The 12,101-nt window shown below is 66.9% G+C and carries 15 protein-coding genes; 8 read left to right on the top strand and 7 right to left on the bottom strand.

What is annotated here, in order from left to right:
• Nucleotides 1-348, top strand: coding sequence for a glycine zipper 2TM domain-containing protein (locus M2334_RS03470; protein WP_181560607.1), 348 nt, complete (start codon nt 1-3; stop codon nt 346-348).
• A gap of 282 nt (nt 349-630) precedes the next feature.
• Complete coding sequence (locus M2334_RS03465; protein WP_181560608.1) at nt 631-1,674, top strand: aspartate-semialdehyde dehydrogenase; 1,044 nt, start codon at nt 631-633, stop codon at nt 1,672-1,674.
• 54 nt (nt 1,675-1,728) lie between these two features.
• Here M2334_RS03465 and M2334_RS03460 read toward each other — a convergent pair whose 3' ends face one another.
• A complete protein-coding gene (locus tag M2334_RS03460) occupies nt 1,729-2,148 on the bottom strand; it encodes a GNAT family N-acetyltransferase (protein ID WP_264595356.1) in 420 nt (139 codons plus the stop codon).
• Nucleotides 2,149-2,473: 325 nt separating this feature from the next.
• Here M2334_RS03460 and M2334_RS03455 point away from each other — a divergent pair, with 325 nt between their 5' ends.
• Complete coding sequence (locus tag M2334_RS03455; RefSeq protein WP_264593873.1) at nt 2,474-4,291, top strand: DEAD/DEAH box helicase; 1,818 nt, start codon at nt 2,474-2,476, stop codon at nt 4,289-4,291.
• A 67-nt stretch (nt 4,292-4,358) separates the two neighbouring features.
• Here M2334_RS03455 and M2334_RS03450 read toward each other — a convergent pair whose 3' ends face one another.
• Both M2334_RS03450 and M2334_RS03445 read right to left on the bottom strand, forming a co-directional pair.
• The gene (locus M2334_RS03450) at nt 4,359-5,219 is read right to left on the bottom strand and encodes a sigma-70 family RNA polymerase sigma factor (RefSeq protein ID WP_264604781.1); all 861 of its coding nucleotides are present in this window, start codon (nt 5,217-5,219) and stop codon (nt 4,359-4,361) included.
• Nucleotides 5,220-5,236: 17 nt separating this feature from the next.
• A complete protein-coding gene (locus M2334_RS03445; RefSeq protein WP_264577375.1) occupies nt 5,237-5,701 on the bottom strand; it encodes a carboxymuconolactone decarboxylase family protein in 465 nt (154 codons plus the stop codon).
• Nucleotides 5,702-5,899: 198 nt separating this feature from the next.
• On the opposite strand from M2334_RS03445, the gene M2334_RS03440 reads away from it, so the two are divergent.
• Together M2334_RS03440 and M2334_RS03435 are read left to right on the top strand one after the other, a co-directional pair.
• Entirely contained in the window at nt 5,900-6,139 is a 240-nt protein-coding gene (locus M2334_RS03440) for a DUF2312 domain-containing protein (protein WP_181560613.1), read from the top strand.
• A gap of 65 nt (nt 6,140-6,204) precedes the next feature.
• Nucleotides 6,205-6,534, top strand: coding sequence for a heavy metal-binding domain-containing protein (locus tag M2334_RS03435; RefSeq protein WP_264595355.1), 330 nt, complete (start codon nt 6,205-6,207; stop codon nt 6,532-6,534).
• Between the two features lie 26 nt (nt 6,535-6,560).
• On the opposite strand, the gene M2334_RS03430 is transcribed toward M2334_RS03435, so the two are convergent.
• Genes M2334_RS03430 through hrcA form a run of 3 tightly spaced genes read right to left on the bottom strand, consistent with a single transcriptional unit; the run spans nt 6,561 to nt 8,550 of the window.
• Nucleotides 6,561-6,914, bottom strand: coding sequence for a hypothetical protein (locus tag M2334_RS03430; protein ID WP_264593871.1), 354 nt, complete (start codon nt 6,912-6,914; stop codon nt 6,561-6,563).
• Nucleotides 6,915-6,937: 23 nt separating this feature from the next.
• Nucleotides 6,938-7,498 (bottom strand): nucleotide exchange factor GrpE, encoded by a 561-nt coding sequence (gene grpE / locus M2334_RS03425; RefSeq protein WP_413715579.1) that lies wholly within the window; start codon nt 7,496-7,498, stop codon nt 6,938-6,940.
• 8 nt (nt 7,499-7,506) lie between these two features.
• Complete coding sequence (gene hrcA, locus M2334_RS03420; protein ID WP_264572305.1) at nt 7,507-8,550, bottom strand: heat-inducible transcriptional repressor HrcA; 1,044 nt, start codon at nt 8,548-8,550, stop codon at nt 7,507-7,509.
• A gap of 92 nt (nt 8,551-8,642) precedes the next feature.
• Between hrcA and rph the strand changes: the two genes are divergently transcribed.
• Complete coding sequence (gene rph, locus M2334_RS03415) at nt 8,643-9,359, top strand: ribonuclease PH (protein ID WP_264593870.1); 717 nt, start codon at nt 8,643-8,645, stop codon at nt 9,357-9,359.
• A 96-nt stretch (nt 9,360-9,455) separates the two neighbouring features.
• Complete coding sequence (gene rdgB / locus M2334_RS03410) at nt 9,456-10,079, top strand: RdgB/HAM1 family non-canonical purine NTP pyrophosphatase (RefSeq protein WP_264593869.1); 624 nt, start codon at nt 9,456-9,458, stop codon at nt 10,077-10,079.
• 15 nt (nt 10,080-10,094) lie between these two features.
• On the opposite strand, the gene M2334_RS03405 is transcribed toward rdgB, so the two are convergent.
• Nucleotides 10,095-10,691: a CAP domain-containing protein gene (locus M2334_RS03405; protein ID WP_264604780.1), complete on the bottom strand. Its 597-nt coding sequence runs from the start codon at nt 10,689-10,691 to the stop codon at nt 10,095-10,097.
• A 178-nt stretch (nt 10,692-10,869) separates the two neighbouring features.
• Between M2334_RS03405 and hemW the strand changes: the two genes are divergently transcribed.
• Complete coding sequence (gene hemW, locus M2334_RS03400) at nt 10,870-12,021, top strand: radical SAM family heme chaperone HemW (RefSeq protein WP_264606027.1); 1,152 nt, start codon at nt 10,870-10,872, stop codon at nt 12,019-12,021.
• Nucleotides 12,022-12,101 lie beyond the last annotated feature (80 nt).

The raw sequence follows: 12,101 nt of genomic DNA, 5'->3' as shown, positions 1-12,101 counted from the left end.
ATGAAGAAGATCCTGCTCGCCACGGCGCTGATGGCGTTTGCGATGCCCATGGCACCGGCCATGGCCGATCCGCCGCACTGGGCGCCCGCGCACGGGAAGCGCGCGAAAGACCGGGACAATGGCCGCGCCCTTTCCCATAACGACCGCATATGGCGCGGCGACGATGGCCGGTATCGCTGCAAGCGCAATGACGGCACGACCGGTCTGCTGATCGGTGCCGGCGTCGGCGCGCTCGCCGGCCGCGCGATCGACACGAAGGGCGACCGCACGGTTGGGACCTTGCTCGGCGCGGTTGGGGGCGGTCTTCTCGGTCGCTCCATCGACCGGGGTGAAGTGCGCTGCCGCTGATCCACCGAAAATCTGAAGATCATGGATGCCTGCTTTCTCCCGAGAGCAGGCATCTTTGCCATTTACAGCAGGCGCCACGCTCGCTAGAGGCGCGCGCCATGTCCATGATGATCGTTCAGCCGATTATTACCAAACCGACCCGCATCAGCGGGGCGGTTCGGATGCGCGCGGCCTAAAGAGCCACGATCAGCCGGACAGGAAGCCCCGCGAAGTGCGCGGGGCCGACTTTCCAGACGAAAGCCTGACCGCCGCGTCCTTCAATCAACAGGAAGGAACGTATAGATGGTTGCCCGCTTTTCCCCCGATGCCCGCCTGAATGTCGGCGTGGTCGGCGCCACCGGCCTCGTCGGCTCGATGATGCGCCAGTTGCTCGCCGAGCGCGATTTCCCGGTCGGCACGCTGCGTCTGTTCGCCTCGGCCCGCTCGGCCGGCTCGCAGGTCGAGTTCAAGGGCCAGCAAGTGACGGTGGAAGATGCCGCGACCGCCGACTTCGCCGGGCTCGACATTGTGTTCTTCTCCGCGGGCGGCTCCACCAGCAAGGCGCTGGCGCCCAAGGTTGCCGCAGCCGGCGCCATCGTGGTCGACAACAGCTCGGCCTGGCGTTCCGACCCGGACGTGCCGCTCGTCGTCTCCGAAGTGAACCCGCATGCGCTGGCAAACCTGCCCAAGGGTATCGTCGCCAACCCCAATTGCACCACCATGGCAGCGATGCCCGTGCTCAAGCCGCTGCATGAAGCCGCCGGCCTCAAGCGCCTGATCGTCGCCACCTATCAGGCCGTCTCCGGTGGCGGCATGGAAGGCATCGACGTGCTGGCGCGCCAGATCGCCGCCGTGGGCGACAAGGGCGCCGCGCTCGCCTTCAACGGCAAGGCCGACTTCGTACCCCAGCCCGAGAAGTGGGCGGTGCCGATCACCAACAACATCGTGCCGCTCAATTATGTGCTGGGTGAGGACGGCTATACCGAGGAAGAGCTGAAGCTGCGCGACGAGAGCCGCAAGATCCTCGAGATCCCCGGCCTGCCCGTCTCCGGCACCTGCGTGCGCGTGCCCGTGTTCACCGGCCACGGCCTCTCCATCAATGCCGAGTTCGAGCGGCCGATCGATGCGGAGACGGCGCTGGCGCTGCTCGGCAAGGCGCCGGGCGTGGTGGTAAGCGATGTGCCGAACGCGCTCGACGCGACGGGGGCCGACCCGGTGTTCGTGGGCCGCGTGCGCCCCGACCGCACGGTTGAGCATGGCCTCGCCATGTTCGTCGTCGGCGACAACCTCCGCAAGGGCGCCGCGCTGAATGCCGTGCAGATCGGCGAAGTGCTCGCCGGGCGCTAAAACCCACATCGTGCCTCCCCGGCCGCTGGTCGGGGAGGACATAGAGCGCTGCTCTCAGAGGCGCTTGCTCAGGAAGAAGCGCTGCTGGCCGACGGGATGATCGTCCAGCGTGCCGAACACGCTAAAGCCGAGCTTCTCGTAAAAGCCGCGCGCCTGGAAGGCATAGGTGTCGAGCCAGATACCGACACAGCCATGGGCCCGCGCCACCCGCTCTGCCTCGGCCATCAGCGCTTTGCCATGGCCGCCGCCGCGATGCTCCGGCGCGATGGCGAGAAGCTCCACGAACATCCAGTCATAGGAGCATTTGCCCCAGATGCCGCCCACGCGCCCGCCCTGCTCATCGGTCAGCAGAATGGCAACGGGGCGGATGTTCGGATCCCCTGCCTGCGCGATGTTATAGGCCCGCAAGGGTGCAAACACGGCATTGCGGTCGGCCTCGGAGGGCTGTTCAGGCACGGTGATATGAAGCGGCATAGGCTGATTAGTAGGCCGAATGCTGGGCATGGCAAGGCTGACGACCGGCTCGGCGGCTCGCCCGAAATCGCATGCCCACGCGAGCATACTTGCTTTTTCCACAAACGCCCTCTATGTGCATCGCAGCATTCGGCGCCAGGACTAGTGATCCGGCGCAATCCCGCGCAGCGTGAGGCCCCGCATCTTGCACAAGGGCCGCCGGGACGGACGGATGCGAGAATCGCTCAAGCTTCCTTATTCACGCAGGGTCGCCCGTTTGGAGACCACTGCTGCGCCCGCTCGCGACAGACGCGAGGGCGACGCATGTCATATCGAAAGTCTATTCATGTCTTTTTTCAATGAGCTTGGCCTTGCCGAGCCTATCCTCCGCGCCCTTGAGACCAAGGGTTATGCGGACCCCACGCCGATCCAGCAGCAGGCCATTCCGGCGCTGATGCAGGGCCGCGACCTGCTCGGCATCGCGCAGACCGGCACCGGCAAGACCGCAGCCTTCTCGCTGCCCTCGCTGCACCGGCTGTTCAACAATCCCCAGCCCCGCAAGCCAGCCTCCTGCCGGATGCTGGTGCTCTCGCCCACGCGTGAGCTGGCGGCGCAGATCGCCGAGAACATGCGCGGCTATGCCAAGTATCTCAGCCTCAACGTGCAGGTCGTCTTCGGCGGCGTGCCGGTGGGCAAGCAGGCCCGCGCGCTGGTGCCGGGCACCGACATTTTGGTCGCGACGCCGGGCCGCCTGCTCGACCTGATCGACCAGCGCGCGCTGACGCTGCGCAATGTCGAAATCTTCGTGCTCGACGAGGCCGACCAGATGATGGACCTGGGCTTCATCAAGCCGCTCACGCAGATCGCCAAGATGCTGCCGGCCGAGCGCCAGAGCCTGTTCTTCTCCGCGACCATGCCGCAGGCGATCGCCGAGCTGGGCAAGCGCTTCATCAACGATCCGGTCAAGGTCGAGGTTGCGCCGCAATCCACCACCGCCGAGCGCGTGGAGCAATATGCGACCTTCATCGACCAGAAGGAGAAGCAGGCGCTGCTCACCCTGCGCCTGCGCGATGCCATCGCTTCCGGCGCGCTCGACCGGGCACTGGTCTTCACCCGCACCAAGCATGGTGCGGACCGCGTGGCGCGGCACCTCGTCGCTGCCAAGATCAGCGCGGCGGCCATTCACGGCAACAAGAGCCAGGGCCAGCGCACCGCTGCCCTGCAGGGCTTCCGTACCGGGGGCGTGCAGGTACTGGTTGCGACCGACATTGCCGCGCGCGGCATCGACGTGTCGGGCGTGAGCCATGTCTTCAACTTCGAGCTGCCCAATGTCGCCGAGCAATATGTCCACCGCATCGGCCGCACGGCCCGTGCCGGCGCCGACGGTATTGCGATGAGCTTCGTCGCGCCGGACGAGAAGCCCTATCTGCGCGACATCGAGAAGCTGACCCGCGTCAAGCTGGCGGTGATGCCGCTGCCCGAGGACTTCGTGGTGGAAGCCCGCCGCCTGCCGCTGCCCTCCAAGGCAGCTGTGGCCGAAGCCGTCGGCGATGCCGACGGGCGCCGGCAAGGACGGGGCCAGGGTCGAGACCAGGGCCAGGGCCGTCGCCCCGCCTCGCAGCAGCGCCGCGATCGCCCGGAACGCGGCCGGTCCGACGACCGTCGCGAAGCCGGCGCCGGCGCACCGCGCCATGATGGACGGGGTGAGGGACGCGGCGAGCGCCCGGCCCGCTTCGACCACGCGCCCGGTCAGGATGGCCAGCGCCGGAATGCCGGTGAACGCGGCGAACGCCCCTTCCGTGGCGAGCGGGACGGCCAGACCGCCCGCCCGGCGCGCGCGCCTCGCGATGGGCAGGACGCCCAGCGCAGCGGCCAGCGCAATCCCGGCGGCCGCTATTATGATGGCCACGCCCCGAACCGTCCCGGCTTCGACCCGCTGGCCCAGCGCCCTGAACCTGCCGCGACCATGGATGCCGAGCGCCTGCCCAAGCGCCTGCGCCCGGTCTATGCTGCCGCATCGGGCGAACAGCGCCAGACGGACACCCGCTCCGAGGGCGACCGCTCCCGCAAGCCGGGCGGTCAGCGTCCGCGCCACTTCGGCGGCGGACGTCCGCAAGGCAATCCCGGTGGCGGTCGTCGCAGCGGCGCCGGTCGCGCGGGCTGATCCGTCAGGCCGATATCCTTGAGATCCGATGAGGGGGGAGCGCTGCTTCCCCCTCACTGCATTCCGCCTAGTGCAAGTGCCGCAATTTATCGGGATTGCGCACCACATAGATGCCAATGATGCGCCCCGCCTCGATCTCGAAGGCCGTGGTCTGCAGCTCGCCATCGGCCTCGCGCGTCACGAACCCCGGCAGGCCACTGATGAGCGCTGTGCGCACAAGCTGCGAGCCATGCTTGCGAAACAGCACCGCCAGCGCCTTGTGAAACAGCAGCACATTGCGTCGCCCGAGAACCTCGGCGACCGCTGCCGAACGCTTGCCCCCGCCATCTGCGTGCATGCTGACATCAGCAGCCAACATCGCGCTGAGCGCGGTCATGTCGCCGGTGCGCGACGCCGCAAAGAAGGCGCTCGCGATCTCCAGACCCCGCTGCTTCTCAACCTCGAAGCGCGGCCGCGACTGCCGCACGTGGTCCCGTGCCCGAGCGGCAAGCTGGCGACAGGCCGCCGGCTCCCGATCGATGGTGGCGGCGATTTCCTCGAACGAGACGCCGAACACATCATGCAGCAGGAACGCCGCTCGCTCGAGAGGTGAGAGCCGCTCCAGTGCGAGCATCAGCGGCAGGGTCACATCCTCCTGCTCCTCCTCATCCTCGATGACCGGTTCGGGCAGCCATGGCCCGACATAATGCTCCCGCTGGACCCGCGCCGACTTGGCATGATCCAGGCAAAGCCGCGTGACCGTGCGGCGGAGGAACGCCTCCGGCTCGCGCACTTCGGCACGGTCGACCCGCATCCAGCGAATGAATGCCTCCTGCACCACATCCTCGGCATCGGCGACGGAACCGAGCATTCGGTAGGCGATCCGCACCAGCCGGGGACGCAGCGGATCGAAGCTGATCGCTGCATCCTCCCGCTGATGAGGGGACATGGGATGCCCGGCGCGCATCAGGCAGCCAGCTTGCGGGTCGCCGGCGTTTCGATCCACAAGTCGAAGCCGACCGCGAGGCGGTTCCAGCCATTGATGATGTTGATCAGCAGCGTCAGCTTCACCTGCTCTTCCTCGCTGAACTGGGCCGCGAGCTGTGCATAGGCTTCGTCCTTTCCGCCATGCCCTTCCGACAGACGCGTAAGCGCCTCGGTCCACGCGAGCGCGGCCCGCTCCCGTGCGCTATAGCATGGCGCCTCGCGCCAGACCGAGAGCAAGTAGAGGCGCTGCTCGCTCTCGCCCTTTTCACGGGCTTCGGCGGTGTGCATGTTGAGGCAGTTGGCGCACTGGTTGATCTGCGAAGCGCGGGCCTTCACCAGTTCCACGAGCGCAGGCTCCAGGCTGTCGTTGATGGCGAGCGAGGTCGCCATCCATTGCTTGATGAGCGCGGGCGCGGCGGTGAAGGGATCGAGGCGTGCGGTCATGATCGTGTCTCCTGTCCATCGGGTTTGCACAGGCATGACGAGTGGGCGGACGGCGATTGTGACATGGCGGGAAATTTTTTCTGCCGCCGGCGCAATGGCTACGCCGTCCGGTGCGATCGATGCCTAGACAGGGAGGGCAGCGGCTGGCTAGGACCGCGCATTCGATTCTGACACATTCCATCCGGAGACCTTGCAGACATGAGCGACAACATCGCCGCCGACCAGTTGCGCCTTCTCATCGAGCGCATCGAGCGCCTCGAAGAAGAAAAGAAGGGCATCTCGGACGACATCAAGGATGTCTATGGCGAAGCCAAGGCAACAGGCTATGACGTCAAGATCATGCGCCAGATCGTCCGCCTGCGGAAGCTGCCGCCGCATGATCGCCAGGAGATGGAGGCAATCCTCCAGACCTATCTGGCGGCCCTTGGCATGGAATAAGCCGCACGCGCGGCGAGAGGAGCGGAGAGATGGCCGATAATCCCTGGGGCAATGCCCCGACCGAGATGATCGTCACGACCACCAACAATATCGATGGCCGTACGGTGCAGCGTTATTGCGGCGTGGTGACCGGCGAGGTGATCGTGGGTGCCAATCTCTTCCGCGATCTCTTTGCCAGCGTGCGCGATATCGTTGGCGGGCGGGCCGGCGCCTATGAAGAAGTGCTGAGCCGCGCCCGCGAGGACGCCATGGCGGAAATGCGCCAGCGCGCCGCCGCAGCCGGTGGCAATGCGATCATCGGCGTGGACCTGGACTATGAAGTGCTCGGCTCGGGCGGATCGATGCTGATGGTCTCGGCCACCGGCACGGCGGTGCTGCTCACGGACCCGGCCTGAATTGACGCCAGCCGAGGCGCCGCCGCTCAAGGCGCAGTGGGCGCCAGCGGCTTGAGCTTTCCGCGATTGAAATCCGGCACCGGAATGGGCGCATCGAGCATGGTCCACTGCGCGCCGACCAGCGCCAGCCAGCTCGTATAGGGATGCCAGTTGCCGTCCCGGCGCTGTTCCCACTGGCAATCGAAGGCGCCGGGCGCCTCGCTGGTTTCCACGCAGGTCACGGCGCGCAGATCACCGGCATCCACTTCTCCGCTGCCATGATCCCGCAAGGCATGCGAGAGTGCGTCCGGACTTGGTGCGGGTGACGCGGCAGGTGCCTGTGCCGCCAGCGGCGCCGCGACCGGCAAGGCGAGCGCGACCAGCCCGGTCAGGACCGCCATGGCCGCGCCGCGCACGACGCCTGTTACTCCGCCGCCTTGGCCACGCCGACCAGAGCCGGGCGCAGCAGGCGATCCTTGATCATGTAGCCGGCCTGCATCTCCTGCACTATGGTGCCGGGCGCAGCCTCTGCCGAGGGCATCTCGATCATCGCCTGATGCTTGTTGGGATCGAGCGGCTCGCCCACCGAGGTGAACTTCTCCACGCCGTGCTTGCGCAGCGCGCTCTCCATCTCTTTGCCGGTGGCATCGAGGCCGGCGATCAGCCCTTTCACCTTCTCGTCCGCGCGCAGCTCGGCCGGAATGGCCTCCAGCGCGCGGCTGAGATTGTCGGCCACGGAAAGAATGTCGCGGGCGAAGGCGGTCGCGGCATAGGCGCGGGTATCGGCCAGTTCCTTCTCCAGCCGGCGACGGACATTCTGGGTATCCGCGACGGCGTAGAGCGTCTCCTGCTTGGCGTTGGCCAGCTCTTCCTCCAGCGCGGCGATACGCGCGGCGGCGATCTCCTCGCGGCTCAGCGTCTCGCCCGCGCCCTCGGCGATGTCAGCGGCCAGGGTCTCATTCTCATTGTTGGTCTGGTCAGTCATGTCTTCCGTCATTTCATCAATCTGCTGAGGGTCTGTGCGGTGAAGTCCACCATGGGGACGACGCGGGCATAGTTCAACCGGGTTGGGCCGATCACACCGACCACGCCGACCACCTGCCCGCCGGGTCCGCGATATGGCGCTGCTATGACCGAAGAGCCGCTCAGGGAAAAGAGCTTGTTCTCCGAGCCGATGAAGATCTTGGTCGCGGCACCGGCGCGGGCGCTGTCCAGCAGGCGGGCGATCTCGCTCTTGCCCTCCAGCTCGTCCAGCAACTGGCGCACGCGCTCCAGATCGGCGGCGGATTGCTCGTCGAGCAGATTGGCCTGGCCGCGCACGATGAGCACGGGCCGGTCCTCGGTATCGCGACTCCACGCTGCCACGCCCCGCGCGACCAAATGGCGCGAAGCCTCATCAAGCGCCGTTTCCTCCGCTTCGATCTGTCCGCTCAGCCAGGCCTGCACCTCGCTCAGCGTGCGGCCGGTGGCGTGGGCGGAGAGATAATTGGCCGCTTCCACGAGCATCGATGGCGTCGTGCCCGGCGGCAGATCGACAATGCGGTTCTCGACGGTGCCATCCTGCCCGACCAGCACGGCCAGCGCCTGCCGGTCCGAAAGCCAGGCAAAACCGAACTGCTTGAGCAGCGTCTCGCGGCGCGGAACCATCACCAGCCCGGCGCAGGCAGACAGGCCCGAGAGCAGAGCCGAGGCGGCGTTGAGTGCTTCCTCGATCGGCCCTTCCCCGGTCAGCTGCCGCTCGATGGCGCGCTTCTCGTCCTCGGAGGGCTCGGCGACCTGCATCATGGCGTCCACGAACAGACGCAGGCCGGATTCGGTCGGCATCCGCCCGGCCGAGGTGTGCGGCGCAGCGAGCAACCCCGCTTCCTCGAGATCCTGCATCACATTGCGGATCGACGCCGGCGAGAGATTGAGCCCGCTCAACCGGCTGATCGTGCGCGAGCCGACCGGCGCCCCGGTGCCGATGTAGGATTCCACGACGACGCGAAAGATATCGCGCGCGCGATCGCTCAAAAGGTTGATGGGCGGGCCGGACATGCTCTGTATGTAGGACGGCGCGCGGCGCTGGCCAAGTCGCAACAGGGGCGCTAGAGCGCGGGCAAATTTCAGCAGACAAAAAGGACATGCTCATGCGCCCATCCGGCCGCGCCCCCGACGAAATGCGCACGATCGCCATGGAACCCGGCTTCACCGTTCATGCCGAAGGCAGCTGCCTCGTCTCCTTTGGCGACACGCGGGTGCTCTGCACGGCGAGCGTAGAAGAGCGGGTGCCCCCGTTTCTGCGCGGCAAGGGCGAAGGCTGGGTGACGGCGGAATATGGCATGCTCCCCCGTGCCACGCACACGCGTGGGTCACGCGAGGCAGCCAAGGGCAAGCAGTCTGGGCGCACGCAGGAGATTCAGCGGTTGATCGGCCGCTCGCTCCGCGCGGTGGTGGACCTTAAGGCACTCGGTGAGCGGCAGATCACGCTCGATTGCGACGTGATCCAGGCCGATGGCGGCACCCGCACCGCCAGCATCTCCGGCGCCTGGGTGGCGCTGCGGATCGCAGTGGACAAGCTGCTCGCCAGCGGCGCGCTGACCGCTGATCCGATCCAGGCCAAGGTCGCGGCGGTCTCCTGCGGCATCTATCAGGGCAATCCGGTGCTCGACCTCGATTATATCGAGGACAGCAATGCCCATGCCGACGCCAATTTCGTGCTGCTTTCCAACGGCAATATCGCCGAGGCGCAGGCGACGGCGGAAGGCGCGACCTATGACGAGGAAGCGCTGCTGCGCCTGCTGCGCCTCGCACGTATCGGCTGCACCCAGATCTTCGCCGCGCAGGACCGCGCCACGAGGCGGTGAGTTACCTCCCGTTCGTGTCGAGCGAAGTCGAGACACGGAAGGACTGTGCTGGACGTGTCTCGACTTCGCTCGACACGAACGGAAAGAGAGCGCTGAATGACCCGCAAACTCACACCCGGCAAGCTCGTCATCGCGAGCCACAATGAAGGCAAGGTGCGCGAGATCAGCGCGCTGCTCGGGCCTTATGGCATGGCGCCGGTGTCTGCCGGATCGCTCGGCCTGCCCGAGCCGGAGGAGACCGGCACCACCTTCGCGCAAAACGCCGCACTCAAGGCGCTCGCCTCCGCCACCGCCTCCGGCCTGCCTGCGCTGGCCGATGACAGCGGCCTCGATGTGGCGGCGCTGGGTGGACGGCCCGGCGTCTACACCGCCGATTGGGCAGAGCGGCAATGGTTCGAGGGCGAGCCCGGGCGCGACTGGTATATGGCGATGGGCAAGGTGGAGGGGCTGCTCTGCGCGCAAGGCCCGCAGGTGGACCGCAGCGCGGCCTTCGTCTGCACGCTCTGCCTCGCCTGGCCGGATGGCGAGACCGTTTTATTCGAGGGCCGCGTCGCCGGCAGTCTCGTCTGGCCGCCGCGCGGCGCACAGGGCTTTGGCTATGATCCGGTGTTCCTGCCGACCGGAGCGACGCAGACCTTTGGCGAGATGCCCATCGAGGCGAAGCAGGCGGTCAGCCACCGCGCCCGCGCATTCGAGCAACTGGTCACGGCGCTGTTCTGAAAGGACGCCGCGCGCTCAGCGCCCGGCGTAATCGACCGACGCGCGGTGCCCGTAGACATTGCCCGCCGGATCGTAGCGGCACACCAGCACGTCTAGCGTGGCCGTGGGGTGAAACGCACAGCCGACGCGGCGCGTACCGGCCCAGATGATCTGTGAATAATGGCCAACATCCGCCCAATTGCCGCTGCGCGAAATGTCCGGCACCGGCGCATCTAGGTAGAGCGCGCGCTCTTCCAGCCAGCTTGCCGCCATTTCCTCATAGGCATAGGCATCGCGGGTGCCGGCCCACAGATTTTCGCCATAGTTGCCCGCGCCGCCGGATTTGTGATGGGCCGCAATCGGGTCCGGCTCCTGCGCCAGCCGGGTAGCGCTCTGCGCCGCATCGGCCGCGAGTTCATCGCTCCACGCCAGCTTCGGCACGCCCCGCGCGGCGCGTTCGCCATTGTGAGCAGCCAGCATGATATCGCGGAAATGCGCCGCATCGCGCGGCATGGCAGCAGAAGGCGCATCGCCAGCCAGCACGGGCGCCGGCGTCAGGGTGCAGAGCACGAGCAGGCCCATCGCCGCCCGCATACGCCGTCGCACCACTTCTCGCCCTTTGCCCGCGTCCATGTGCGTCCGCCGTTCCCCCTGCGGTTCCGGTGTAGAACCTAGCTCAGTATGAACGGTTGGGAAAACATTTTCTTCACCAATAAATTGCGTTAAATAATTGTTAATTAATGTTTAACCCTGAACCGTGGCATATTCGCCATGGGCTGACTTTGGCGCGCAGTCCGCTATAGCGGCGGCCATGGCCTCTCCCGCGCCGCTTGCCCTCTATATCCACTGGCCGTTCTGCGTGGCCAAATGCCCCTATTGCGACTTCAACAGCCATGTCCGCGATACGGTGGATCAGGAAGCGTGGCGCGCGGCGCTGCTCGCCGATCTGGCCCATGAAGCCGCGCTGCTGCCGGGGCGGACGCTGGGCAGCATTTTCTTCGGCGGCGGCACGCCCTCGCTGATGCCCCCCGAGACGGTGGCCGCCCTGATCGATGCGGCGACCGGGCACTGGGCGGTCGCGGACGACATCGAGATCACCATGGAGGCCAATCCGAACAGCGCCGAGGCCGCGCGCTTCGCGCAGGTGGCCTCTGCCGGCGTCAACCGCCTCTCGCTGGGCCTGCAGGCACTGGACGATCATGCCTTGCGCTTTCTCGGGCGGGCGCACGGCGTGGACGAAGGCCTCAGGGCTCTGGCGGCCGCGCAGGCCTGCGTGCCGCGCGTCAGCCTCGACCTCATCTATGCGCGCCCCGGCCAGAGCGAGGCGGACTGGGAGCGCGAACTGGCCCGCGCGCTCAGCTTCGGCACCGATCATCTCTCGCTCTATCAACTGACCATCGAGCCCGGCACGCGGTTCGAAACCGACGTGCGCCGGGGCACGCTGGTGCCCGCCGATGCGGACCATGCCGCCACGCTGTTCGAGTTGACGCAGGCCATGACATTGGCGGCCCGCCGCCCGGCCTATGAAGTCTCCAACCATGCCGCGCCGGGGCAGGAGAGCCGGCACAACTTCGCTTACTGGCGTTATGCCGATTATGCCGGCGTTGGCCCCGGCGCGCATGGTCGGCGCGGCGGCATGGCCACCGTGCGTCATCGCAAGCCCGAGAACTGGATGGCCGCGCTGCACCGCAACGGCCATGGTCTCGCCGAGGAGCGGGTGCTCCCCGCCGGCGAACAGGCGGCCGAAGCGCTGATGATGGGCCTGCGCCTTGCCGAGGGGATCGATCTGGCCGCGCTCAGCCAGCGCACCGGGTTGGACCGCCCGTCGCTAGTGGACGAGCACGCCATTGCAAAGCTGGCCGGCCATGGCTTGCTGGAGCAAACCGGTGAGCGCCTACGCGTCACCCCGGCCGGAATGCTGCTGCTCGATGCCATTCTGGCGGAGATCGTAATCGCAGGCTGAGGCGACCACCCGCCGCCCTCATTAACCATTCGACCATTTGGGTTAACTCGTGAATAATGGCCACAGTCCTTCCCACCCGA

It is taken from the genome of Sphingobium sp. B11D3D (assembly GCF_025961755.1).
In the GTDB taxonomy this organism is placed as follows: domain Bacteria; phylum Pseudomonadota; class Alphaproteobacteria; order Sphingomonadales; family Sphingomonadaceae; genus Sphingobium.
This window is presented reverse-complemented; position numbering and strand designations above follow the sequence as displayed.

Bases quoted from the DNA above. Each gene is read 5' to 3' on its own strand.
- M2334_RS03470 (WP_181560607.1), top strand. From the start codon at position 1: ATGAAGAAGATCCTGCTCGCCACGGCGCTGATGGCGTTTGCGATGCCC.
- M2334_RS03465 (WP_181560608.1), top strand. From the start codon at position 631: ATGGTTGCCCGCTTTTCCCCCGATGCCCGCCTGAATGTCGGCGTGGTC.
- M2334_RS03460 (WP_264595356.1), bottom strand. From the start codon at position 2,148: ATGCCGCTTCATATCACCGTGCCTGAACAGCCCTCCGAGGCCGACCGC.
- M2334_RS03455 (WP_264593873.1), top strand. From the start codon at position 2,474: ATGTCTTTTTTCAATGAGCTTGGCCTTGCCGAGCCTATCCTCCGCGCC.
- M2334_RS03450 (WP_264604781.1), bottom strand. From the start codon at position 5,219: ATGTCCCCTCATCAGCGGGAGGATGCAGCGATCAGCTTCGATCCGCTG.
- M2334_RS03445 (WP_264577375.1), bottom strand. From the start codon at position 5,701: ATGACCGCACGCCTCGATCCCTTCACCGCCGCGCCCGCGCTCATCAAG.
- M2334_RS03440 (WP_181560613.1), top strand. From the start codon at position 5,900: ATGAGCGACAACATCGCCGCCGACCAGTTGCGCCTTCTCATCGAGCGC.
- M2334_RS03435 (WP_264595355.1), top strand. From the start codon at position 6,205: ATGATCGTCACGACCACCAACAATATCGATGGCCGTACGGTGCAGCGT.
- M2334_RS03430 (WP_264593871.1), bottom strand. From the start codon at position 6,914: ATGGCGGTCCTGACCGGGCTGGTCGCGCTCGCCTTGCCGGTCGCGGCG.
- grpE (WP_413715579.1), bottom strand. From the start codon at position 7,498: ATGACTGACCAGACCAACAATGAGAATGAGACCCTGGCCGCTGACATC.
- hrcA (WP_264572305.1), bottom strand. From the start codon at position 8,550: ATGTCCGGCCCGCCCATCAACCTTTTGAGCGATCGCGCGCGCGATATC.
- rph (WP_264593870.1), top strand. From the start codon at position 8,643: ATGCGCCCATCCGGCCGCGCCCCCGACGAAATGCGCACGATCGCCATG.
- rdgB (WP_264593869.1), top strand. From the start codon at position 9,456: ATGACCCGCAAACTCACACCCGGCAAGCTCGTCATCGCGAGCCACAAT.
- M2334_RS03405 (WP_264604780.1), bottom strand. From the start codon at position 10,691: ATGGACGCGGGCAAAGGGCGAGAAGTGGTGCGACGGCGTATGCGGGCG.
- hemW (WP_264606027.1), top strand. From the start codon at position 10,870: ATGGCCTCTCCCGCGCCGCTTGCCCTCTATATCCACTGGCCGTTCTGC.